At 73.6% G+C, this 22,453-nt stretch carries 9 protein-coding genes and 1 pseudogene; 2 read left to right on the forward strand and 8 right to left on the reverse strand.

Going from position 1 to position 22,453, the window contains the following annotated elements:
- Together DZF91_RS02455 and DZF91_RS02460 are read right to left on the reverse strand one after the other, a co-directional pair.
- Positions 1-373 (reverse strand): annotated as a pseudogene (locus tag DZF91_RS02455) (ornithine cyclodeaminase family protein); the annotation flags it as partial.
- A gap of 77 nt (positions 374-450) precedes the next feature.
- Complete coding sequence (locus DZF91_RS02460) at positions 451-1,443, reverse strand: ABC transporter ATP-binding protein (RefSeq protein WP_117355891.1); 993 nt, start codon at positions 1,441-1,443, stop codon at positions 451-453.
- A gap of 290 nt (positions 1,444-1,733) precedes the next feature.
- Here DZF91_RS02460 and DZF91_RS02465 point away from each other — a divergent pair, with 290 nt between their 5' ends.
- Together DZF91_RS02465 and DZF91_RS02470 are read left to right on the forward strand one after the other, a co-directional pair.
- Positions 1,734-2,828: a S1 family peptidase gene (locus DZF91_RS02465; protein WP_235834025.1), complete on the forward strand. Its 1,095-nt coding sequence runs from the start codon at positions 1,734-1,736 to the stop codon at positions 2,826-2,828.
- Positions 2,829-3,110: 282 nt separating this feature from the next.
- A complete protein-coding gene (locus DZF91_RS02470; protein WP_235834026.1) occupies positions 3,111-4,178 on the forward strand; it encodes a S1 family peptidase in 1,068 nt (355 codons plus the stop codon).
- A 164-nt stretch (positions 4,179-4,342) separates the two neighbouring features.
- Here DZF91_RS02470 and DZF91_RS02475 read toward each other — a convergent pair whose 3' ends face one another.
- The 6 genes from DZF91_RS02475 to DZF91_RS02500 form a co-directional block, all read right to left on the reverse strand.
- A complete protein-coding gene (locus DZF91_RS02475) occupies positions 4,343-5,095 on the reverse strand; it encodes a thioesterase II family protein (protein WP_117355894.1) in 753 nt (250 codons plus the stop codon).
- On the reverse strand, positions 5,092-5,739 hold the full coding sequence (locus DZF91_RS02480) for a GNAT family N-acetyltransferase (RefSeq protein WP_235834027.1): 648 nt from the start codon (positions 5,737-5,739) through the stop codon (positions 5,092-5,094). The genes DZF91_RS02475 and DZF91_RS02480 overlap by 4 nt, the downstream gene beginning before the upstream one ends.
- A gap of 28 nt (positions 5,740-5,767) precedes the next feature.
- Positions 5,768-5,977 carry an MbtH family protein gene (locus DZF91_RS02485; protein ID WP_117355895.1) on the reverse strand — a complete coding sequence of 70 codons (210 nt, stop codon included), beginning with the start codon at positions 5,975-5,977 and terminating at the stop codon, positions 5,768-5,770.
- On the reverse strand, positions 5,974-10,035 hold the full coding sequence (locus DZF91_RS02490; RefSeq protein WP_117355896.1) for a non-ribosomal peptide synthetase: 4,062 nt from the start codon (positions 10,033-10,035) through the stop codon (positions 5,974-5,976). The genes DZF91_RS02485 and DZF91_RS02490 overlap by 4 nt, the downstream gene beginning before the upstream one ends.
- Entirely contained in the window at positions 10,032-17,744 is a 7,713-nt protein-coding gene (locus DZF91_RS02495; RefSeq protein ID WP_117355897.1) for a non-ribosomal peptide synthetase, read from the reverse strand. The genes DZF91_RS02490 and DZF91_RS02495 overlap by 4 nt, the downstream gene beginning before the upstream one ends.
- The coding region (locus DZF91_RS02500) for a non-ribosomal peptide synthetase (protein ID WP_117355898.1) at positions 17,741-22,453 on the reverse strand (4,713 nt) is incomplete at its 5' end. The genes DZF91_RS02495 and DZF91_RS02500, both read right to left, overlap by 4 nt.

Here is a 22,453-nt window from a genome sequence, read left to right on the forward strand (position 1 = left end):
CGCGGCCGCCGCCGCGCCGGGCGAGGGCGGCGGTGCCGAGCGCGGCGGCGAGGCCGGTGCGCCAGGCGGTGACGGTCGCCGAGTCGAGCAGCGCGAGCAGCTCGCCGGACTCCAGGTCGTGCAGGCAGACGACGCCGCGCAACGCGGGCCGGGACGCCGGGAACTTCGCGTTGACCTTGACCGTGTAGGCGGGGACGCCCGCGACCAGCCCCGGGATGAGCGCGGTGGCGCTGCCGGGGCCGGGCAGCGCGGTCACCACCCGGCGCGCGGCGGTCCCGGCGGGTCCGGCGGTGAACCCGGCGCGCAGGGCGTCGATGACCGCGCCGGGGTCGAGGCGGCGTTCGAGGTCGGAGCGGTTCAGCAGCAGCGTCACGTCCCGATTGTCGCCGTCGTCCGGACCACTCCCGACGCCGACTCCTCCTCAGCCTGCGCGCGGTCCCCGGACGCGGGCTATGCCGGGCGTTGGTGGTCGGCGGTGAGGGTGTCCCAGTCGCGCAGCCAGTCGCGGCCCGTCTCGTCGACGAAGGAGCCCGGCGGGGGCGTGACGTGGTGGGCCGCCAGCCACTCCCCCGGCCGCCGCATGGACGGACGGACGCGGCCGTCGCTCGGCATGAGCTGCGGCGGGATCGGCGCGGGCAGCGTGCGCGGCGGCCCGCCCTCGGCGGTCCGGTCGGCGGCGTCCTTCTCCTCGGCCATCCCGATCGGGCCCTCGCGGCGGGCGTTGAAGAACTGGTCCACCGCGGGGTGCGTGCTGGACAGCACCATCTCGCGCGGCCCGAACATGACCAGGCCGCGGCGGAACAGCAGGCCGAGGTTGTCGGGCAGAACGCGCGCGGTGCCGATGTCGTGCGTGACGATGAGGAACGTCGCGCCCGTCTCGGCGTTCAGGTCCACGAACAGCTGGTTGAGGTAGGCCGTCCGGACGGGGTCGAGGCCGGAGTCGGGCTCGTCGGCGAGGATCACCTCGGGGTCGAGGACGAGCGCGCGGGCGAGCCCGGCGCGCTTCTTCATCCCGCCCGAGATCTCGCCGGGGAGCTTGTCGCCGGAGCCGGTCAGGCCGACCATCTCCATCTTCTCCAGGACGATCCGCCGGATCTCCGACTCGGTCCTGCGGGTGTGCTCGCGCAGCGGGAACGCGATGTTGTCGTAGATGTTCATCGAGCCGAACAGCGCGCCGTCCTGGAACAGCACGCCGAACCGGCGGCGCACCTCGTACAGTTCGTTCTCGCGGACGCGGGGCACGTCGCGGCCGTCCACGTAGACGTGGCCGCGGTCCGGGCGCAGCAGCCCCACCAGGTTCTTCAGGAACACCGACTTGCCGGTGCCGGACGGCCCGAGCAGCGCGGAGATCTCGCTCGCCGGGACCGTGAGCGTGACGTCCTCCCAGACGACCTGCCGCCCGAACGACTTCCTGAGCCCTTCCACCCGGATCTCGATGCCCATGGCGTCTCCCGCGGGCGGGCGGCCGGGGGCGGGATGGTTCCCGTGGCCTGCTGCGCGACCCCCGCCGCCTTCACCCTACGTCCGGCGGGGCGCGCCGGGGAGGCCCGTCCGGGTTTCGGCCATCGGACCACCCTGCCCGAAATACACATTCGGACCCGCACCCAATGTGCCAACACCCTCGGCGTTCCTTCGGCACTTTCTCGGGTTCCGTTCAGGGAACGCGAGCCATCAGGCTCGGGAGGACCTCCGGCGCGCCATCAGGGGCGCGCCCAATCCCCTCTGGAGGCCCAGTGAGAATCCGTCACACCCGCGGACGCGGACCGGTCGTGCTCGGCACGGCCCTCGGCCTGACGGCGGCCGGCCTGGCCGCCGTCCCGGCACTCGCGACCGCGGCCCCGGGGACGACCGCCGCGCCCGCGTCGGCCGACTCCCGGCTCGCCGCCCAGGCCACCCTGGCCAGGGACCTGACCGCCAGGCTCGGCAAGGCCACGGCCGGGTCGTACCTGGACGAGGCCACCGGCAAGCTCGTGGTCACCGTGACCAACGCGGCGGCGGCCCGGTCGGTGCGCGCGGCCGGAGCGCAGCCGCGCACCGTCAGCCGGTCGGGCGCCGACCTCAAGAAGGTGATGGCCGCGCTGAAACGCGACGCGACCGTCCCCGGAACGGCCTGGGCGGCCGACCCGAAGACGGACCAGGTCGTCCTGTCGGTCGACCGGACGGTCACCGGCTCCCGGCTCGCCAAGGTGCGCAAGGCGGCGGCCAGGCACGGCGCGGCCGTCCGGCTGGCGCGCGTCGGCGGCGAGTTCCGGCCGCTGACCGCGGGCGGCGAGGCCATCTGGACCAGCGGCGGGCGCTGCTCGCTCGGGTTCAACGTGAAGAAGGGGTCCGACCACTACTTCCTGACGGCGGGCCACTGCACGGCCGTCGGCACGTCGTGGTCGGCGGACCAGGGCGGCTCGCGGAAGCTCGGCGACACCGTGGACGGGACGTTCCCCGGCCACGACTACGGGCTGGTGAAGTACGCGTCCGCCCCGTCCGACACCAAGGGCGTGGTGAGCCTGTACGGCGCGGGCGAGCAGGACATCACCGGCGCGGGCGAGGCGGTGGTCGGGCAGACCGTCACCCGCAGCGGCAGCACCACCCAGGTGCACGACGGCAAGGTGACCGCGCTCGACCAGACGGTGAACTACCAGGAGGGGTCGGTCAGCGGCCTCATCCAGACCACCGTCTGCGCCGAGCCGGGCGACAGCGGCGGCTCGCTGTTCGCCGGGGACAAGGCCATCGGCCTGACCTCGGGCGGCAGCGGGGACTGCGCGTCCGGCGGGGAGACCTTCTTCCAGCCGGTCGGCCCGGCGCTGAGCGCGTTCGGCGTCGAGCTGTACTGACCGCCCGGCGGCGTCATGCCGGCCTCGTAGCGGCTCCCCGGGGGTGACCCCGCGCTGAGAGGCGGCGTCCCGGCGGCCGACGGGTCGCCGCACTCCACCCGACCCCGGCTGTCAAACCAACAATCATGCCCGTTTCTATGGGTTTGTCCCGAACGTATTCCGCCAACTCCGGCCACCCCACGTAAGCATGATCGTCCCTAGGCGGGCGGGCCCCGGTCACGGATGCTCGGCAGAACCTCCGGTGCGTCATCCGGACGTACCGCATCCCCCTGGAGGCTCCCAGTGCGTACCCCGCACACGCGCACCCGCCGCGCCGCCGTGGCCGGATCGGCCGCCGCACTCCTCACCGCCGCCCTCGTGGCCCCCGCCGCGCACGCCGCGGCGCCGTCCCCCGCCTCGTCCGCGCAGGAGCGCCAGGCCCGCCTGGCCGACTCCCTCTCGCACAAGCTCGGCGACCGCAGCGCCGGGTCCTACCTCGACTCGTCCGGCAAGCTCGTCGTCACCGTGTCGGACGCCGCGAGCGCCGACGCCGTCCGCGCCGCGGGCGCGCAGCCGCGCACCGTGGCCCGCTCCGGCGCCGACCTCAAGAAGGTCATGGCCGCGCTGAAACGGGACGCCTCCGTCCCCGGTACCGCGTGGGCCGCCGACCCGAAGACCGACCAGGTCGTCCTCACCATGGACGCGACGGTCTCGGGCGCGAGGCTCGCGAAGGTCAGGAAGGCCGCCGCCAAGCAGGGCGCGGCCGTCCGGACCGAGCGGGTCGCGGGGGCGTTCCGGCTGTTCACCGCCGGCGGCGACGCCATCTACACCGGCAACTACCGCTGCTCGCTCGGCTTCAACGTCAAGAAGAGCGGCGCGTACTACTTCCTGACCGCCGGGCACTGCACGAACCTCGGCAGCACCTGGTACTCCAACTCCGCGCACACGTCCGTGCTCGGCACGACGGCCGGAAGCACCTTCCCGGGCCATGACTACGGCATCGTGAAGTACTCCTCCACGCCGTCCGACACGACCGGTGTCGTGGACCTGTACTCGGGCAGCCGCGACATCACCTCGGCGGGCAACCCGACCGTCGGGCAGACCGTCTACCGCAGCGGCAGCACCACGCACCTCCACTCCGGGACGGTCACCGCGCTCAACCAGACCGTGAACTACGCCGAGGGCACGGTCACCGGCATGATCCGCACGACCGTGTGCGCCGAGGGCGGGGACAGCGGCGGCTCGCTGTTCGCGGGCAACACCGCGCTCGGCCTGACCTCGGGCGGCAGCGGCAACTGCACGTCCGGCGGGACGACGTTCTTCCAGCCGGTCACCGCCGCGCTGAGCGCGTACGGCGCGACGGTCTACTAGTCCGCTCCTCCCTCTCCACCCCCACCGGTCCCTGTCCTTGGCCGGAGACCCCGGGCGGACGGCCACGTCCGCCCGGGGAATTCCGAGAACGGTGACCGCGGAGACGGTTGACGCAGGTCAGAGGCCGCGCAGATCAGTGGGCGCTCGGATCAGTGGGCGCCGGGTCAGTGGCCCTGCGCGGGGATCTGGAGCCGGGTCAGCACCTCGCGGACCACCGCGTCGCGCTGCTCCTGAAGGTAGAAGTGGCCGCCGGGCAGCACCCGCAGCGCGAAGTCGGAGGAGGTCTCCTCCCGCCACCGCTCGGCCTGCCCGGCGGTCACGTTCGCGTCGGCGTCGCCGACGATCGCGGTCACCGGCACGTCCAGCCGGGGACGGTCGTCCCGCTCGTCCGCGACGTACGACTCGACGAGCGCGAAGTCGTTGCGGACGTACGGCAGGACGAGCTCGCGCAGCTCGGGATCCTCCAGGGCCGCGGCGTCCGTGCCGCCGAGCGCGACCATCTCGGCCACCACGCCGTCGTCGTCCAGGGTGGAGATCCTCCGCCGGTCGCCCCAGTCGCGCGGGGAGCGCGCGGCGGACGCGAACAGGTGGGCGAGCGGCAGCCCGCGCTCGCGCATCAGCAGCGCGGTCTCGTAGGCGACCAGCGCGCCCATGCTGTGCCCGAACAGCACGGCCGGACGGTCGGCGTGCTGCCCGATGGCCCCGGCGACGAGCCGGGCGAGCCGCCGCGCGTCGGGGATCAGCGGGTCCCGGAGCCGGTCGGCGCGCCCGGGGTACTGGACGGCGTGCACCTCGACCGCCGGTCCGACCGCCTCGGCCCAGCTCCGGTAGAACACCGCCGACCCGCCCGCGTGCGGGAAGCAGAACAGGCGCAGCGGGGCCCACGGACGGACGGCCGTGCAGCGGAACCAGGTCACGGGACGAGATCCTCGACTTCCTCGGGGACGTGGCGGGCGAGGCGCGGGTCGTCGGGAAGGGGCCAGGGGGCGAGCCGCGGATCCGGGACGACCTTGGACACGGTCGACTCGGCGGCGACGGTGAAGCCCCGGCTCCGGTAGTTGCCGATCGCGTTGGGGTGGTCGAGCGTGCTGGTGCGCAGCCACACGCGGGCGGCCGGACCGGCGTGCTCCGCCCACAGCCGGCCGCGCTGCCACGCGCGCCGCGTGCACTGCTCGACCAGGTAGCCGCCGTAGCGGCGGCCGACGAACGCCGGGGTCAGGCCAACGAGGTGGATCTCGGTGTCACCGCCGGCCTGCGCCTCGATCTCGAAGTACCCGGCGACGGTGCCCTCGGCCATGGCGATCCAGGTGGACAGCTCCGGGCGCTCCACCCAGCGCGTCCAGTCGGCGTGCGTCCAGCCGAACCGGTCCGTCCAGCAGACCCGCGCGCCGACGGCCGCGTACAGGGCGCGGTTGACGTCCGGCGACGGCACCCGGGCGAGGGTGAAGGACATCTCGACGGACGGCAGCGGCGCGGGCCGGAGCGCGGCGGGGTCGCGCATCTCCATCGTCCACTCGGTGACCGCGGGGATCTCGACCGGGCCGGCCGCCCACTCAGCCACCCCCTCGGCCGCTCCGTCAGCCGCCCACTCAGCCACCCATGGCCTCCGCCAGGCCGCGCGGGCGCATGTCGGTCCAGTGCGTCTCGACGTACTCGACGCAGGCGGCCCGGGTGTCGGCGGCCTTGGCGACCGTCCAGCCTGCGGGGACCTCGGCGAACGCCGGCCACAGCGAGTACTGGCCCTCGCCGTTGCGCAGCACGAGGAACGTGCCGTCGGGGTCCTCGAACGGGTTGGTCATCGGGTGGTCCTTCCGGCCTGGTGATCTGTCAGGTTAGCGTGGTGTACGTCCAGTTCGGCGGCGAGCACCGGGCCCATCACGGCGACCGCGGCGGGCTCCATCAGGGCGTGGTGCCCGGCGTCCACGGGGTGCTCGGTGACGCGTCCGGCGACGACCGCGCCCCAGTGCTCGGCCGGGGCGGGCATGTCCGCCGGACGGTCCCGGAGCGCGGTGAAGAACAGCAGGTCGCCGCGGAACGTCCCGGGCCGGTAGGTCTCGGCCTGCCGGATGCCCGCCTGGTAGGCGCGGAAGACCCGGACCAGGTCGTCCTCGCCGAGGGTGGACAGCACGTCGGCGCGCGCGGCGAGCAACTCCATGATCTTCGGGACGTCGGGGACGCCGTCGCGCACGACGGCGTCCGGGTCCATGCCGATCGCGCCGAGCACCTCCGGCAGGACGTCGCGCTCGGCCGAGCCGAGGTCCTGCCCGTGGTAGGAGTCGATCAGCGCCAGCAGCCCGACCTCCTCGCCGTCGGCCTGGAGCCGGCAGGCCGTCTCGTAGGCGATCAGGCCGCCGAGCGACCAGCCCCCCAGGTGGTACGGCCCGTGCGGCCGGACGGACCGGATCAGCGCGGCGTAGTCGGCGGCCATCGCGGCGACGTCCTCGGCCGGTTCCGCCCCGGTGAACACGCGGGACTGGAGGCCGTAGACGGGCTGGTCGGCGGGCAGGTGCGCCAGGAACTGCATGTATCCCCAGGCCAGACCGCCCGCGGGATGGACCAGGAACAGCGGCGGCCTGGTCCCGGTGGTGCGGATCGGCAGCAGCGGCCGGAAGGCGAGGTCCGCGTCGGAGCCGTCCTCGGCGCGCCGGACGATCCGCTCCACCGTCTGGTGGGTGAACACGTCGCGCGGGGTCAGCTCGATCCCGGCCTGCTTCGCCCGTCCGACCAGGCGCAGCGCGGTGACGCTGTCGCCGCCGAGGTCGAAGAACGACACGTCCGCGCCGACCCCGTCCAGGCCGAGGACGTCGGCGAACACCGCGCAGAGCGCTTCCTCGTCGGGGGTCTCGGGGGCGCGTCCGGCGGCAGCGGCGGCGAAGTCGGGGACGGGCAGCGCGCGCCGGTCCAGCTTGCCGGTCGGGCCGAGCGGCAGGTCGTCGAGGACGACGAACGCGGACGGCACCATGTACTCGGGCAGCCGCCGGGCGACCGCCCGGCGCAGCGCGGCGGTGTCGAGGCCGTCCGTCCTGTCGAGGCCGTCCGTTCCGGCGGCGGGCACGACGTAGGCGACCAGCCGCTTCACCCCGGCTCCTCCGCCGGCCGCGCCGTCCTCGTGCACGACGACCGCCGCGTGGGCGACGTCGTCCAGCGCGGTGAGGGCGGCCTGGATCTCGCCCAGCTCGATCCGGAAGCCGCGGATCTTCACCTGCGAGTCCACGCGGTCGACGTACTCGAGCGTGCCGTCCTCGCGCCGCCGCATCAGGTCGCCCGTGCGGTACATGCGGGAGCCGGGCGGGCCGAACGGGTCGGCGACCCAGCGTTCGGCGGTCAGCGCGGGACGGTCCAGGTAGCCGCGCCCGAGGCCGGACCCGGCGATGTACGCCTCGCCGGTCACACCGGGCGGGACGGGACGCAGCGCACCGTCCAGCACGTACATCCGCATCCCGGCCATCGGACGGCCGAGGACGGGCGTCGTCTCCGCCGGGTCGGCGAGGACGCCGCGCATGTCGGCGTAGGTGGCGTAGGCGGTGGCCTCGGTCGGCCCGTAGACGTGCCCGAGCCGGGTGTCCGGGCAGGCGGCGAGGACGCGGCGCATCGCGGCGGCCGAGCCGGTCTCGCCGCCGGTCAGCACCTCGCGCAGCCCGGCGAACGCCTCCGGGCGCTCCTCGGCGACCAGGTTGAACAGGGCCGTCGTGAGGAACAGGCCGGTGACGTCCTCGTTCTTGACGAGGCGCTGGAGCTCGTCGGCGTCCACGCGGCCGGGCGGGGCGACGACGGCGGTGCCGCCCGCCAGCAGCGGCACCCACAGTTCGTAGGTGGACGCGTCGAACGCGTGCGGCGAGTGGACGAGCACCCGGTCGTGCGCCCCGGACCGCATCGCCGGATCGTCCGCGAGGTCCACGACGTTCCGGTGGGTGACCATCGTGCCCTTGGGCAGCCCGGTCGAGCCGGACGTGAACATCACGTAGGCGAGCTGGTCGGGGTGGGCGTCGGCGCCGGGGTCGGTGTCCGGCAGGCCGGCGAGGTCCGGGTGCACGCCGATGACGACGGTCTCGGCGCCGGTGTCGAGGCCCGCGACGCGGTGCCGCGTGGTCTCGTCCACGAGCAGGACGGGCGCGCCGACCTCCCGGACCGCCCACCGCAGGCGCTCCGCCGGGTAGCTGTGGTGGATCGGCGCGTACGCCCCGCCCGCCTTGAGGACGGCGAGGGTCGCGACGGCGACGTCCACCGACCGTTCGAGCAGCATCGCCACCCGCGTGTCGCGCCCGACGCCCCGCGCGCGCAGGAGGTGGGCGAGGCGGTTGGCGCGCGCGTCCAGCTCGCCGTAGGTGACGCCGCCGTCGGGCGTGCGAAGGGCCTCCCGGTCGGGGTGGGCCTTGACGCGGGCGGCGAACCGCGCGGTGATCGTCTCAGGGACGCGCTCGCCGGTCTCGCCGGTCTGGACGGTCTCGGCGGTCTCGCCTCGCGCGTCCGCGAGGAGCCGCCGGAGCTCGTCCGGCGAGAGCGCGTCCACGCGGGCCAGCGGGGCGTCCGGTTCGTGCGCGACGGCGTGCAGGACGCGCAGCAGCCGGTCCATGACCCGCTCGGCCTGGTCGGGGGTGAACAGGTCGGTGCGGTGGTCGAGCCGCAGCGACAGCCGCTCCCCCGGGACGGCGGCGAGGGCGAGCGGATAGTGCGACGCGTCGTAGCCGCCGACGCCGTGCAGCGTCAGCCCGCCGAGCTCCGCTCCCGCGGCCTCCGGGTCGAACGGGTAGTTCTCCAGGACGGTCATCGTGTCGAACAGCGTGCCGACGCCGGTGAGCCGGTGGATGCCGGCGAGCCCGACGTGGTGGTGCGGCAGCAGGTCGGCCTGCTCCGCCTGGAGCCTGGCCAGGGCGTCCGCGACCGTGTCGGACGGGTTCGCCCGCACGCGGACCGGGAGGGTGTTGATGAACAGGCCGACCATCCGCTCCACGCCCGGCAGCTCCGGCGGACGGCCTGACACCGCCGCGCCGAACGTGACGTCGTCGCGGCCGGTGAGCCGCCCGAGCAGCAGCCCCCAGGCCAGCTGCAGGACGGTGTTGAGCGTGACGTTGTGCGCGCGGGCCCGTGCGGTGAGCGCCGCCGTCAGTCCGGGGTCCAGCTCGCGGCGGACGCGTCCCGGTTCGGCGTCGGCGGGCGGTTCGGGCGCATCCGGCGCGACGAGCGTCGGCTCCTCGACCCCCGCCAGCGCGTCGCGCCAGGCCCGCTCGGCCGCGTCGCGGTCCTGCCGGGAGAGCCAGGCCAGGTAGTTCTTGTACGGGGTGACGCGCGGCAGGCCGCTGTCGTCTCCCCGGGTCAGATAGAGCGCGAACAGCTCGGTCTGGAGGATCGGCGTGGACCAGCCGTCCAGCAGGATGTGGTGGTTGGTGAAGACCAGGCGGTGCCGGTCGTCGGCCAGCCGGAGCAGGACGAACCGGAGCAGCGGCGGCCTGCCCAGGTCGAAGGGACGCGCGCGCTCACGGTCCGCGATCCGGTCCGCCTCGGCGTCGGCGTCCGGGCTCGCGGTGAGGTCGATCTCCTCCCACGGCGTCCGCACCTCGCGCAGGATCGCCTGGACGGGCGTCCCCTCCTTGCGCTGCCGGAACGCCGCCCGCAGGTTCGCGTGCCGCCGCAGCAGCGCCGCCGCGGCGGCCTCGAGCGCGCCCGCGTCCAGCGCGCCACGCAGCTCGATCACGGCCTGCGCGGTGTAGACGTCGGCGGACGCGTCGGCGTAGCGGGCGTGGAAGAACAGGCCCTGCTGGAGCGGCGACAGCGGCCAGACGTCCTGGAGCAGCGACGGCTTCTTCGGCTCGGCTCCGGGGGCGCCCGCGGGGCCGGTCGGGGGGTGGTCGGCGGTCAATCCAGCTCCCAGTCGGAGAGGTCGCCGAACTCGGCGGCCAGCTCGTCGATCTCGTCCTGGTCGATCTCGACCAGGGTCAGGTCGGACGGGGTGAACCCGCCGCCCGCGCCCTCGGTGACGTGCAGCGCCAGGCCGCGCAGCGCGGCCGTCCACCGCCCGGCCAGCGCCCGGATCCGGTCCTCGCCGAACAGGCCGCCCGCGTACGTCCAGGTCGCCGACAGCACCGGACCGGACGGCAGGTCGCGGGTGTGCGCGTTGACCTCGACCGCGTGGACCAGGCCGAGCGCGTCGTCCTGGCCCGCGGCGAGCGCGGCGTTGTCGTCCGGCCCGGCGGGCGACCAGTCGGTGTCGTCGCCGCTAGCGGCCGTCCGGCCGAGGTAGTTGAACGCGATCTGCGGCGTCCGGCCGGAGCCCCGCCGCCCGGCGGTGTCGGCGGAGGGGTCGGCTTGGGCGTTGGCAGCGGTGAGCAGGCCGTGCCCGATGCCGTTGTCCGGGATGCGGCGGAGCTGCTCCTTGACCTTCTTCAGGGCGGTCCCGGCGGCCTCGCCGCCGCTCTCGACCTCGCTCCACGGCACCTCGCCCGCGTCGAGCGCGACCGGGAAGATCGAGGTGAACCAGCCGACCGTCCGGGACAGGTCCACGCCCGGCACGATCTCCTCGCGGCCGTGCCCCTCGAGGTCCACCAGGACGGCCGTGCCCGGTCCACCGCGCCAGTCGGCGACGGCGACGGCGAGCGCGGTGAGCAGCACGTCGTTCACGCGGGCGTGGAACGCGGCCGGGACCTCGGTCAGCAGCGGCCCGGTGACGTCGGCGGGAAGCTCCACGGTCAGGTGCCGGGCGGTGCCGAACGTGTCGGTCGCGGGGTCGAGCGGACGGGACGCCAGCGCGGGGTCCGGGGTCTCCTCGATCTCCCGCCAGAGGCCGGCCTCGGCGGCGCGCCGCTCGGGGTTCGCGGCCTCGGCGGTGAGCTTCTGCGCCCAGCGGCGGAACGAGGTCGGGACGGGTTCGAGGTCGGCTCCGGCCCAGGCGGCGACCAGGTCGGGCAGGACGATCCGCCAGGACACCCCGTCCACGACCAGGTGGTGGGCCGTGACGAGCAGGCGTCCGCGCCGGTCGGGTCCGGCGTCGAACCACACCGCCTGGACCATGACGCCCTCGGCGGGGGCGAGCCTGCGGCGCGCGTCCAGGGACTCCCTGTGCAGGACGGCCCGCAGCTCAGTGTCGTCCAGTCCTTGCACGTCCACGCGGCGGACCAGCTCGGACGCGTCGACCGCCCCTGGTTCGGGCACCGTGAAGCCGCCGTCCGGGGAGGTGCGAAGGCGGAGCATGTCGTGGTGGTCGACGACCCGCTGGAGGGCGGCGGTCAGCCGGTCCAGGCCGAGGGCGGGCGGCGTGACCAGCAGCATCCGCTGGCTGTAGTCGCCGGTCGGGCCGTCCAGGTCGCCGAACCAGCGCATGATCGGCGTCGGCGGGACCGGTCCGAGCGCCGTGCCGGGCGCTTCGGCCTCGGCCTGCTCGGCCTCCCCGACGGGCCGCGCGACGGCGGCCAGTTCCACGACCGTCTGATGTTGGAAGACGTCGCGCGGCGTGATCACCAGACCCTGCTGGCGGGCGCGGGAGACGAGCTGGATGGCGATGATCGAATCACCGCCGAGGTCGAAGAACCCGTCATCGATCCCGACCTTCTCCAAGCCGCCCAGGACTTCGGCGAACAGCGCCGCCAGAGTCTCTTCCTCTGCGGTGCGCGGCTCGCGTGAATCGGCCCTGGCCTGGAAATCGGGTGCGGGCAGCGCCTTACGGTCGAGCTTCCCGTTGGAGGTCAACGGCAACGCATCAAGCGCCACCACCGTCGCCGGAACCATGTAGTCCGGAAGCGACTCGTTCACGAAACGCCGCAGGTCGGAGGCATCGAGTTCGGTGCCGGGCGTCACCGGGACGGCGTAGGCGATCAGCTTCTCGTCACGCAACACGACAGCCGCGTCCGCGATCGCCTCATGCCGGACCAGCGCCGACTCGATCTCCCCCAGCTCGATCCGGAACCCGCGCAGTTGCACCTGCTGGTCCGCACGGCCGAGGTATTCGAGGGTGCCGTCCTTGCGCCACCGCCCCAGGTCACCGGTGCGGTACATGCGCTCGCCGGACGTCGCGAACGGATCGGCCACGAAGCGCTCGGCCGTCAACCCCGGCCGGTTCAGATACCCGCGCGCGAGACCGGCGCCCGCGACGTACAGCTCGCCGACCACACCCGCCGGGACAGGCTGCAACCGCTCGTCCAGCACGTAGACCCGCAGGTCAGGAATGCCAACGCCGATGATGCTCCCGGGAGCGTCAGCGGCGTGGTCGCGGTCGAGAGCGACGTACGAGACGTGGACGGTCGTCTCGGTGATGCCGTACATGTTGACCAGCGTCGGAGCATCGTCCGCGTGGCGGCTGTACCAGTCGTCCAGACGCCCCAACTCCAGCGCCTCACCACCGAACACCACATACCGCAACGCCAAATCGGTGCCCGGATTCTCCCGATCGGCGGCCATGAGCTGGTAGAACGCCGACGGCGTCTGGTTCAACACCGTCACACGCTCAGCAGCCAACAACTCCAAGAAATCAGCAGGCGACCGCGACGTCAGATACGGGACGACGACCAGACGGCCGCCGTACAGCAGCGCACCCCACAACTCCCACACCGAGAAGTCGAACGCATAAGAGTGGAACAACGTCCACACATCGTCCGGACCGAACGAAAACCACGACTCCGTCGAACGCAGCAACCGCACCACATTCTGATGCGGAACCACCACACCCTTCGGACGACCCGTCGAACCCGACGTATAGATCACATACGCCGGACTGTCCGGCGACACCTCCACCTCGACCAGATTCTCCGACGAATAATCGCCCTCCACCTCAACGCTGCTCACCGTCAGAACAGGCGAGGCGTCCTCAAGCATGTAGGCGATCCGGTCAGCCGGATACTCCGGATCGATCGGAACATACGCCGCCCCCGCCTTCAGCACCGCCAGCACGCCGATCACCAGATCGGCCGACCGGGGCAGGGCCAGGGCGACGAAGGTCCCGGGGCCTGCGCCCTGCGCGAGCAGGTGCCGCGCCAACCGGTTCGCAGCCCCGTTCACCTCCGCATACGTCCACGAACGCCCCTCGAACGACACCGCGACCGCCCACGGACGAGCAGCCACCTGCGCCTCGAACAACCCCGGAACCGACGCCCGCTCCACCACCGGAGCGGAGCCGCCCGCCCACTTGCGCAGCAGGGTGTGGCGTTCGGAGCGGTCGAGGATCTCGGCGGTGGAGATCGGTTCGTCGGGGGCGTCCACGACCTCGCGCAGGAACCGCTCGAAGCGGGCGGCGAGCCCGGCGGCGGTGTCCGGGTCGAACAGGTCGAGGGCGTACTCCAGCCCGGCCGAGATCCCGGCGGGGGCGCCGGAGTCGTCGGCGAGTTCCTGGAGGTAGAGCGAGAGGTCGTACTTGGCGGTGCCGAGCGGGAGGTCCACCGGGCCGCCGGTGAGGCCGTCGAGTTCGAGGGTCGCCTCAGGGTTGTTCTGGAACGACAGCGCGACCTGGAAGAGGGGGTGCCGGGCCATGGAGCGGGCCGGGTTCAGCACCTCCACCAGGCGCTCGAACGGGACGTCCTGGTGCGCGTAGGCAGCGAGATCGGCCTCGCGGACGCGCCCGACCAGCTCGCGGAAGGACGGGTCCCCTGAGGTGTCGGTACGCAGGACGAGCATGTTGACGAACATGCCGACCAGATCGTCCAACGCCTCGTCCGTCCGCCCCGCAATAGGCGAACCCACCGGAATGTCCGTTCCCGCGCCCAGGCGCGTCAGCAGCGCCGCGAACGCGGCCTGCATGACCATGAACAGGCTCGCACCGGATTCGCGGGCGAGGCCGAGCAGCGCGCCGTGCAGTCCCGCGTCCAGTGAGAAGGTGAACGTTCCGCCGCGGTAGGACGCCTCGGCCGGACGCGGCCGGTCGGTCGGCAGCGCCAACTCCTCCGGCAACCCCTCCAGCGCCGACTTCCAGAACGCGATCTGCGCCGACACCAGCGACGACGGATCCTCCTCGGACCCCAGCAGCGAACGCTGCCAGAGCGAGTAGTCCGCGTACTGCACCGGCAACGGCGCCCACGAAGGCGCATCACCACCCGCCCGCGCCACATACGCCGTCAGCACATCCCGCGCCAACGGAGCCATCGACCAGCCATCGCCCGCGACGTGGTGCAGGACCAGCAGGACCACGTGCTCGTCGGGGGCGAGGCGGAACAGGGCGGCGCGCAGCGGCGGCTCCGCCGACAGGTCGAAGCCCTGTCCGACGACCGCGGCGAGGGCGAGCGGCAGGGCGTCGGGGGTGGTGTCGGCGACGGCCAGCCGGGGGCGGGCGGCGGACGGGTCCAGGACGAGCTGGCGGGGCGTGCCCGCGACCTCGGGGAAGACCGTGCGCAGCGCCTCGTGCCGGGTGACGACGTCGCCGAGCGCCGCCTCCAGCGCGGCGGGGTCGAGCGGCCCGTTCAGGCGGAGCGCGACGGGCATGTTGAACGTGGCGGACGGACCGTCGAAGCGGTTCAGGAACCAGAGCCGCTGCTGCGCGTACGACAGCGGCAGGACGTCCGGGCGCTCCGCCGGGACCAGGGCGGGACGCGCGGCGCCGCCGGCCGAGGCGAGCCGCGCCGAGAGCCCGGCGACGGTCGGGGCCTCGAACAGGGCGCGGACGGGCAGCTCCGCACCGAGCGCCGTGCGGACCCGGCTGACCAGGCGCATCGCGGTGAGCGAGTCGCCGCCGAGGTCGAAGAACCCGTCGTCCACGCCGACCCGCGCGACGCCGAGGACCTCGGCGAACAGGCCGCACAGGATCTCCTCCTGCGGCGAGCGCGGCCCGCGCCCGGCGCCGTGGGCGGACGCGTCCGGCTCGGGCAGGGCGCGCTTGTCGACCTTGCCGTTGACGGTCAGCGGCAGCGCGTCCAGGACGGTCACGGACGGGACCATGTGGTCGGGCAGGTGGGCGGCGGCGTGGCGGCGGAGCGCGGCGGCGTCCACGGTCGCGGGGACGACGTAGGCGGCGAGCCGCCGGTCCCCCGGCGTGTCCTCGCGGACGACGGCGACGGCCCGTCCGACGCCGTCGAACCGGGACAGCACGTTCTCGATCTCGCCGAGCTCCACCCGGAAGCCGCGGATCTTCACCTGGTCGTCGGCGCGGCCGAGGAACTCGATGGTGCCGTCGGGGTTCCAGCGGGCGAGGTCGCCCGTCCGGTACATGCGCGAGCCCGGCGCGCCGAACGGGTCGGCGACGAACCGCTCGGCGGTGAGGGCGCGGCGGCCGAGGTAGCCGCGCGCGACCTGGACGCCGGCCAGGTACAGCTCGCCGGGGACGCCGACGGGCGCGGGCTGCAGCGCGGAGTCGAGCACGTAGGCGCGGGCGCCGGGGTGCGGGCCGCCGACGGTCGGGCGGGGCGCGTCGGCGACGACCACGCTCATCGTGTCGATGGTGGCCTCGGTCGGGCCGTAGAAGTTGCGGACGGTCACGCCGTCGAGCGCACGCAGGTCGTCCCAGAGGGCGTCGCCGATGGCCTCGCCGCCGATGAGCAGTTGCGTCGGCCGGTGTGCGGGGTGGGACAGCAGCCCGGCCCCGCGGAGCGCCTGGAAGTGCGAGGGCGTCGTGTTGACCAGGTCGATCCGCCGGGAGGCGATGTAGGCGGCGAACGCCTCCACGTCACGCCGGACGTCGTCGCCGATCAGGTGCAGCTCGTGGCCGTGGATCATCCACAGCAGGCCCATCCACGAGGTGTCGAACGAGAAAGAGGCGAGGTGCGCGAACCGCAGCCGCCGTCCCGGTTCCGTCTCGTCCTCGACCGGTTCGAAGAAGCGGACGCGGTGCGCGTCGTAGTAGTTCAGCAGGCCCGCGTGCGGGACGACGACGCCCTTCGGCCGGCCGGTCGAGCCGGACGTGTAGATGACGTAGGCCGCGTTCTCCGGGACGACCGTCCGGACCGGGTCGGTCGAGGGGCGGTCGGCGGCGAACGCCTCGTGCCCGGCGGTGAGGGTGAGGACCGGTTCGGCGTCGTCCAGCATGGACGCGACACGGTCCGCCGGGTACGCGGGGTCGATCGGCACGTACGCGGCGCCCGCCTTCAGCACGCCGAGGATCGCCACGACGATCTCGGGCGTCCGGGGCAGGACGAGCGCGACGCGGTCCTCGGGGCCGACGCCGCGCGCGGCGAGCTCGTGCGCGAGGCGGTTCGCGCGGGCGTTCAGCTCCGCGTACGTCAGGGCGAGGTCGCCGCTGACCAGCGCGACCTCGTCCGGCGTGCGGGCGGCGCGGGCCTCGAACAGGTCCACGACCGTCCCCGGGCGCGGCGTCGCGCCGGTCTCGTTCCAGGCGGCGAACCGGGCCAGCTCGTCGGCCCCGGCGGGGGCGAGCGCGCCGATCGGCCGGTCCGGGTCCTCGGCGAACTCCTCCAGGACGCGCCGGACCCGGCCGAGCAGCGCCTCGGCGACCTCCGCCGGGTAGACGTCGGGACGGTGGTGGAGGCGCAGCTCCATGCGGTCCGGGCCGGGCGCGGCGACCAGCGACAGCGGGAAGTGGGTCGCGTCGTAGGCGTCCGCCCCGCTGATCCGGACGCCGTTCAGCGACCCGTCCATGCTCGCCGGGTCGAACGGATAGTTCTCCAGCACCGTCATGGTGTCGAAGAGCGCGCCGCCGTGCCCGGCCGCCCGCTGGATGTCGGTGAGGCCGAGGTGGTGGTGCGGCAGCAGCTCGGTCTGCTCCTCCTGGAGCCGCTCGACGAGCGCGCCGAACGGCTCGTCCTGCCGGAACCGGACGCGGACCGGGAGGGTGTTGATGAACAGGCCGATCATCTGCTCGACGCCCGGCAGGTCCGCCGGTCGGCCCGACACGGTCGCGCCGAACGCCACGTCGTCGCGGCCCAGCATCCGGCCGACGACGATGCCCCACGCGGCCTGCAGGACGGTGTTCAGCGTGGCGTTGTGGCGGCGCGCGACGCGGGTGAGGCGGCGGGTGAAGCGCTCCTCCAGCTCCGTGACGGCGCGGCCGGGCGGGACGGGCCGGAGCCCGGCGGCCTCGGGCGCGACCAGGCACGGCTCGTCCAGGCCGGACAGCGCCTTCTGCCAGGCGACCTCGGCGGCGTCGCGGTCCTGCCCCGCGAGCCACGCGAGGTAGTTCTTGTACGGGGTGGCGCGCGGCAGGGCGGTGTCGTCCCCGCCGTGCACGTACAGCAGGAACAGCTCGGTCGCGAGGACCGGCGTGGACCAGCCGTCCAGCAGGATGTGGTGGTTCGTCAGGACGAGCCGGTGCCGCTCCGGGCCCAGCCCCACCAGGACGAACCGCAGCAGCGGCGGCTCGGTCAGCGCGAACGGCCGGGCCCGTTCGCGCGCGACGACCGCGTCCGCCTCGGCGTCGTCGGCCGCCTCGGTCTCCTCCCAGGGCAGCTCCACCGAGCGCGGGACGACCTGGACGGGCTTGGACAGGTCCTCGTGCCAGAACGCGGCCCGCAGGTTCGCGTGCCGGCGCAGCAGCGCCTCCGCCGACCGGCGCAGCGCGGCCCGGTCCAGCGGCCCGTCCAGGTCGAGGACGAGCTGCGCGGTGTACACGTCGTCCGCGGCGTCGTCGAAGACGGCGTGGAAGTAGAACCCCTGCTGCAGCGGTGACAGCGGCAGGATGTCCTCGAGGTCCCCCCGGTTCACTGCCTGTTCCTCCACGCCTCTTGCAGCCGGTCGATCTCCCCCTGGTCCAGGTCCACCAGCAGGTCGGACGCGGTGAACCCGCCCGCCTCGCCGGACGCCGCGTGCGCGACCAGGCCGCGCAGCGCCGCGAACCACGCCTCGGCGAGCTCCCGGACCTCGTCCTCGGCGAGCAGGCCGTCCGGGAACGACCACACCGCGGTCAGCTCCGGCCCGGACGGCAGGTCGCGGGTGACGGCGTTGACCTCCAGCGCGTGCGCCGCCGGCATCCGCGGGTCCTCGCCGGGCGGCAGCGCCTCGGGCGCGATCTCCCAGTCGCCGTCGCCGCCGGCCGCGACCCGGCCGAGGTAGTTGAACGCCAGCTGCGCGGCGGGGATCTCGGCCAGCTCGTCGGCCGCGTCCGGGTCGCCGCAGTACCGCAGCAGCCCGTACCCGAGCCCGCCGGCGCCGCCGGGGACCGCGCGGAGCTGCTCCTTGACCTTCTTCAGCGCCGTCCCGACGACCGGGCCGCCGCGTTCGATCTCGGCCCAGTCGGTGGTGCCGGGGTCGAGCCGGACGGGGTGGATCGCGGTGAACCAACCCGCCGTCCGGGACAGGTCCACGCCCGGCACGGCGTCCTCGCGGCCGTGCCCTTCGAGGTCGACCAGCACGCCGCCGGTCGAGCGCCCGCCGCGCCGCCGGCGCCAGTGCGTCACGGCGAGCGCGAGGCCGGTCAGCAGGACGTCGTTCACGCGGCCGTGGTACACCGCCGGGACGTCGCCGAGCAGCGGCCCGGTCACGTCGGCGGGCAGCGCCAGCCGGACCGAAGCGGTGCGGGCGGCGATGTCCACGCGCGGGTCGAGCGCCCGGTCGGCGATGTCCTGCCTCGGCCCGTCGGCGATGTCGAGCCAGTCGTCCAGGTCGCCGGTCACGGCCCTGTCGGACGCGGCGTCGGTGAGCTTCTGCGCCCAGCGGCGGAACGAGGTCGGGACGGGTTCGAGGTCGGCTCCGGCCCAGGCCGCGACCAGGTCGGGCAGGACGATCCGCCACGACACGCCGTCCACGACCAGGTGGTGCAGGACGACCAGCAGCCGTCCGCGCTCGTCCCCGGCGTCCAGCCAGACGACCCGGGCGACCTCGCCGCGCGCCGGGTCGAGGGCGTCGCGGGCGGCGGCGGCCTGGTCGGTGACGACCTGCTGGAGCTTGTCGGCGTCCAGGCCCGCCACGTCCACCCGGGACACCAGGCCGGACGCGGGGACGCTCCCGGCGGGCCGGACGACCGGACGCCACTCGTCGCCGTCCACCTCCAGGGTCAGGCGGAGCATGTCGTGGTGGTCGACGACCCGCTGGAGGGCGGCGGTCAGCCGGTCCAGGCCGAGGGCGGGCGGCGTGACCAGCAGCGTCGCCTGGTGGAAGCCCGAGATCAGGGCGGCGTCGCCGCCGACCCGCTCCCGCAGCCACCCGACGATCGGCGTCACCGGGACCGGCCCGGTCCCGGCGCCCGGCTCCTCGACCTCGACGCGCTCGTCCTCACCGACGGGCCGGGCGACGGCCGCCAGCTCGGCCACGGTCTGGTGCTGGAACACGTCGCGCGGGGTGATCGCCAGGCCCTGCTGGCGGGCGCGGGAGACGAGCTGGATGGCGATGATCGAGTCACCGCCGAGGTCGAAGAACCCGTCGTCGATCCCGACCTTCTCCAGGCCACCGAGGACTTCGGCGAACAGCCCGGCCAGAGTCGCTTCCTCTGCGGTGCGCGGCTCGCGTGAATCGGCCTTGGCCTGGAAGTCGGGCGCGGGCAGCGCCTTGCGGTCGAGCTTGCCGTTGGAGGTCAACGGCAACGCATCAAGCGCCACGACAGTCGCCGGAACCATGTAGTCCGGCAGCGACTCGTTCACGAAACGCCGCAGGTCAGAGACGTCAAGCTCGGTCTCGCTGGTCGCCGGGACGGCGTAGGCGATCAGTTTCTCGTCCCGCAACACGACAGCCGCGTCCGCGACCGCCTCATGCCGGACCAGCGCCGACTCGATCTCCCCCAGCTCGATCCGGAACCCGCGCAGCTGCACCTGCTGGTCGGACCGTCCCAGGTACTCCAGGCGGCCGTCGCCCAGCCAGCGGCCGAGGTCGCCCGTCCGGTACATGCGCGAACCGGGCACTGTGCCGAACGGGTCGGCGACGAACCGCTCAGCCGTCAGGCCAGGCCGGTTCAGGTACCCACGTGCCAGGCCCGCGCCCGCGACGTACAGCTCGCCGACCACACCCGCCGGGACAGGCTGCAACCGCTCGTCCAGCACGTAAACCCGCAGGTCAGGAATGCCGACACCGATGATGCTTCCGGGAGCGTCAGCGGCGCGGTCGCGGTCAAGAGCGACATAGGAGACATGCACGGTCGTCTCGGTGATGCCGTACATGTTGACCAGCGTCGGAGCATCGTCCGCGTGGCGGCTGTACCAGTCGTCCAGACGCCCCAACTCCAGCGCCTCACCACCGAACACCACATACCGCAACGCCAAATCAGTGCCGGGATTCTCCCGGTCGGCGGCCATGAGCTGGTAGAACGCCGACGGCGTCTGGTTCAACACCGTCACACGCTCAGCAGCCAACAGCCTCAGGAACTCATCCGGCGAGCGTGAGATCAGGTACGGGACGACGACCAGACGGCCGCCGTACAGCAGCGCACCCCACAACTCCCACACCGAGAAGTCGAACGCATAAGAGTGGAACAACGTCCACACATCATCCGGACCGAACGAGAACCACGACTCCGTCGAACGCAGCAACCGCACCACGTTCTGATGCGGAACCACCACACCCTTCGGACGACCCGTCGAACCCGACGTATAGATCACATACGCCGGACTGTCCGGCGACACCTCCACCTCGACCAGATTCTCCGACGAGTAGTCCCCGTCCACCTCGATGCTGGTGAGAGTCAGCACCGGCGAGGCGTCCTGAACCATGTAGGCGATCCGATCGGCCGGATACTCCGGATCGATCGGAACATACGCCGCGCCCGTCTTCAGCACGGCGAGGATCGCGATCACCAGGTCCGCCGAGCGCGGGAACGACAGCGCGACGAACTGCTCCGGTCCGACCCCCTGCGCGAGCAGGTGCCGCGCCAACCGGTTCGCAGCCGCGTTCACCTCCGCATACGTCCACGAACGCCCCTCGAACGACACCGCGACCGCCCACGGACGAGCAGCCACCTGCGCCTCGAACAACCCCGGAACCGACGCCCGCTCAACGACGGGGGAAGAGCCGCCCGCCCAGTCGTCCAGGATCGTGCGGCGCTCGGCCGGGTCGAGCACCTCGACCTCGCCGACGCGGGTGTCGGGCGCGGTGAGGAGCGCGGTGAGGAGGCGTTCGTACCGGGCGGCGAGACCGGCGGCGGTCGCCGGGTCGTAGAGGTCGAGCGCGAACTCCAGCTCGCCGTCCACTCCGGCCGGGGAGCCGTCCGCGGCGGTCCGCTCGGTCAGGACCATGAGCAGGTCGAAGCGGGCGACGCCGGCGGTCAGGGGTTCGGGTTCGGCGCTGAAGCCGGGCAGTTCGAGCCGCGCCTCGGGGTTGTTCTGGAAGGTCAGGCCGACCTGGAACAGCGGGTGGCGGCCGAGGTGGCGCGGCGGGTTCAGCACCTCCACCAGGCGCTCGAACGGGACGTCCTGGTGCGCGTACGCGGCGAGGTCGGTCTCGCGCACCCGCGCGACCAGCTCGCGGAACGTCGGATCGCCGGACGTGTCGGTCCGGAAGACGAGCATGTTGACGAACATGCCGACCAGATCGTCCAGCGCCTCGTCCGTCCGCCCCGCAATAGGCGAACCCACCGGAATGTCGGTCCCGGCGCCCAGGCGGGTCAGCAGCGCCGCGAACGCGGCCTGCGCGACCATGAAGGGGCTCGCGCCGGTCTCGCGGGCGAGCGCGAGCAGCGCTTCGTGGGTGGCGGGCGGCAGGGTGAAGCGGGTGGTCCCGCCCCGGTAGGACGCCTCGGCCGGACGCGGCCGGTCGGTCGGCAGCGCCAACTCCTCCGGCAACCCCTCCAGCGCCGACTTCCAGAACGCGATCTGCGCCGACACCAGCGACGACGGGTCGTCCTCGGAACCGAGGAGTTCACGCATCCAGAGCGTGTAGTCCGCGTACTGCACCGGCAACGGCGCCCACGACGGCGCGCCACCACCCGCCCGCGCCACATACGCCGTCAGCACATCCCGCGCCAACGGAGCCATCGACCAGCCATCGCCCGCGACGTGGTGCATCAGCAGCAGCACCACGTGCTCGTCGGGCGAGATCAGCAGCAGCACCACGTGCTCGTCGGGCGAGAGGCGGAACAGCGTCGCGCGCAGCGGCGGTTCGGCGGAGATGTCGAAGGCGTGCCCGGCGGCCATGGCCAGCCGCATCGGCAGGTCGGCCTCGGTGCTCTCCACGACCGTGAGGTCGGGCGTCGCGTCCGCGGCGGGCAGGACGAGCTGGCGCGGAACACCGTCCTCGTCCGGCAGGACGGTCCGCAGCGACTCGTGCCGGGTGACGACGTCGCCGAGCGCGGCGCGCAGCGCGGCCTCGTCGAGCGCGCCGCGCACGCGCAGCGCGACCGGCATATTGTAGGTCGCCGACGGGCCCTCGAAGCGGTTGAGGAACCAGAGCCGCTGCTGCCCGTACGACAGCGGCAGGACGTCCGGCCGGACCGCCGGGGCCAGCACCGGGCGGGCGGCCTCGCCGCCGGGCGCTTCGGCGAGGGCCGCGAC

It is taken from the genome of Actinomadura logoneensis (assembly GCF_003428695.1).
GTDB lineage: Bacteria > Actinomycetota > Actinomycetes > Streptosporangiales > Streptosporangiaceae > Spirillospora > Spirillospora logoneensis.

Coding starts and splice junctions, on each gene's coding strand:
- DZF91_RS02485 (WP_117355895.1), bottom strand. CDS start 5,977: ATGACCAACCCGTTCGAGGACCCCGACGGCACGTTCCTCGTGCTGCGC.
- DZF91_RS02460 (WP_117355891.1), bottom strand. CDS start 1,443: ATGGGCATCGAGATCCGGGTGGAAGGGCTCAGGAAGTCGTTCGGGCGG.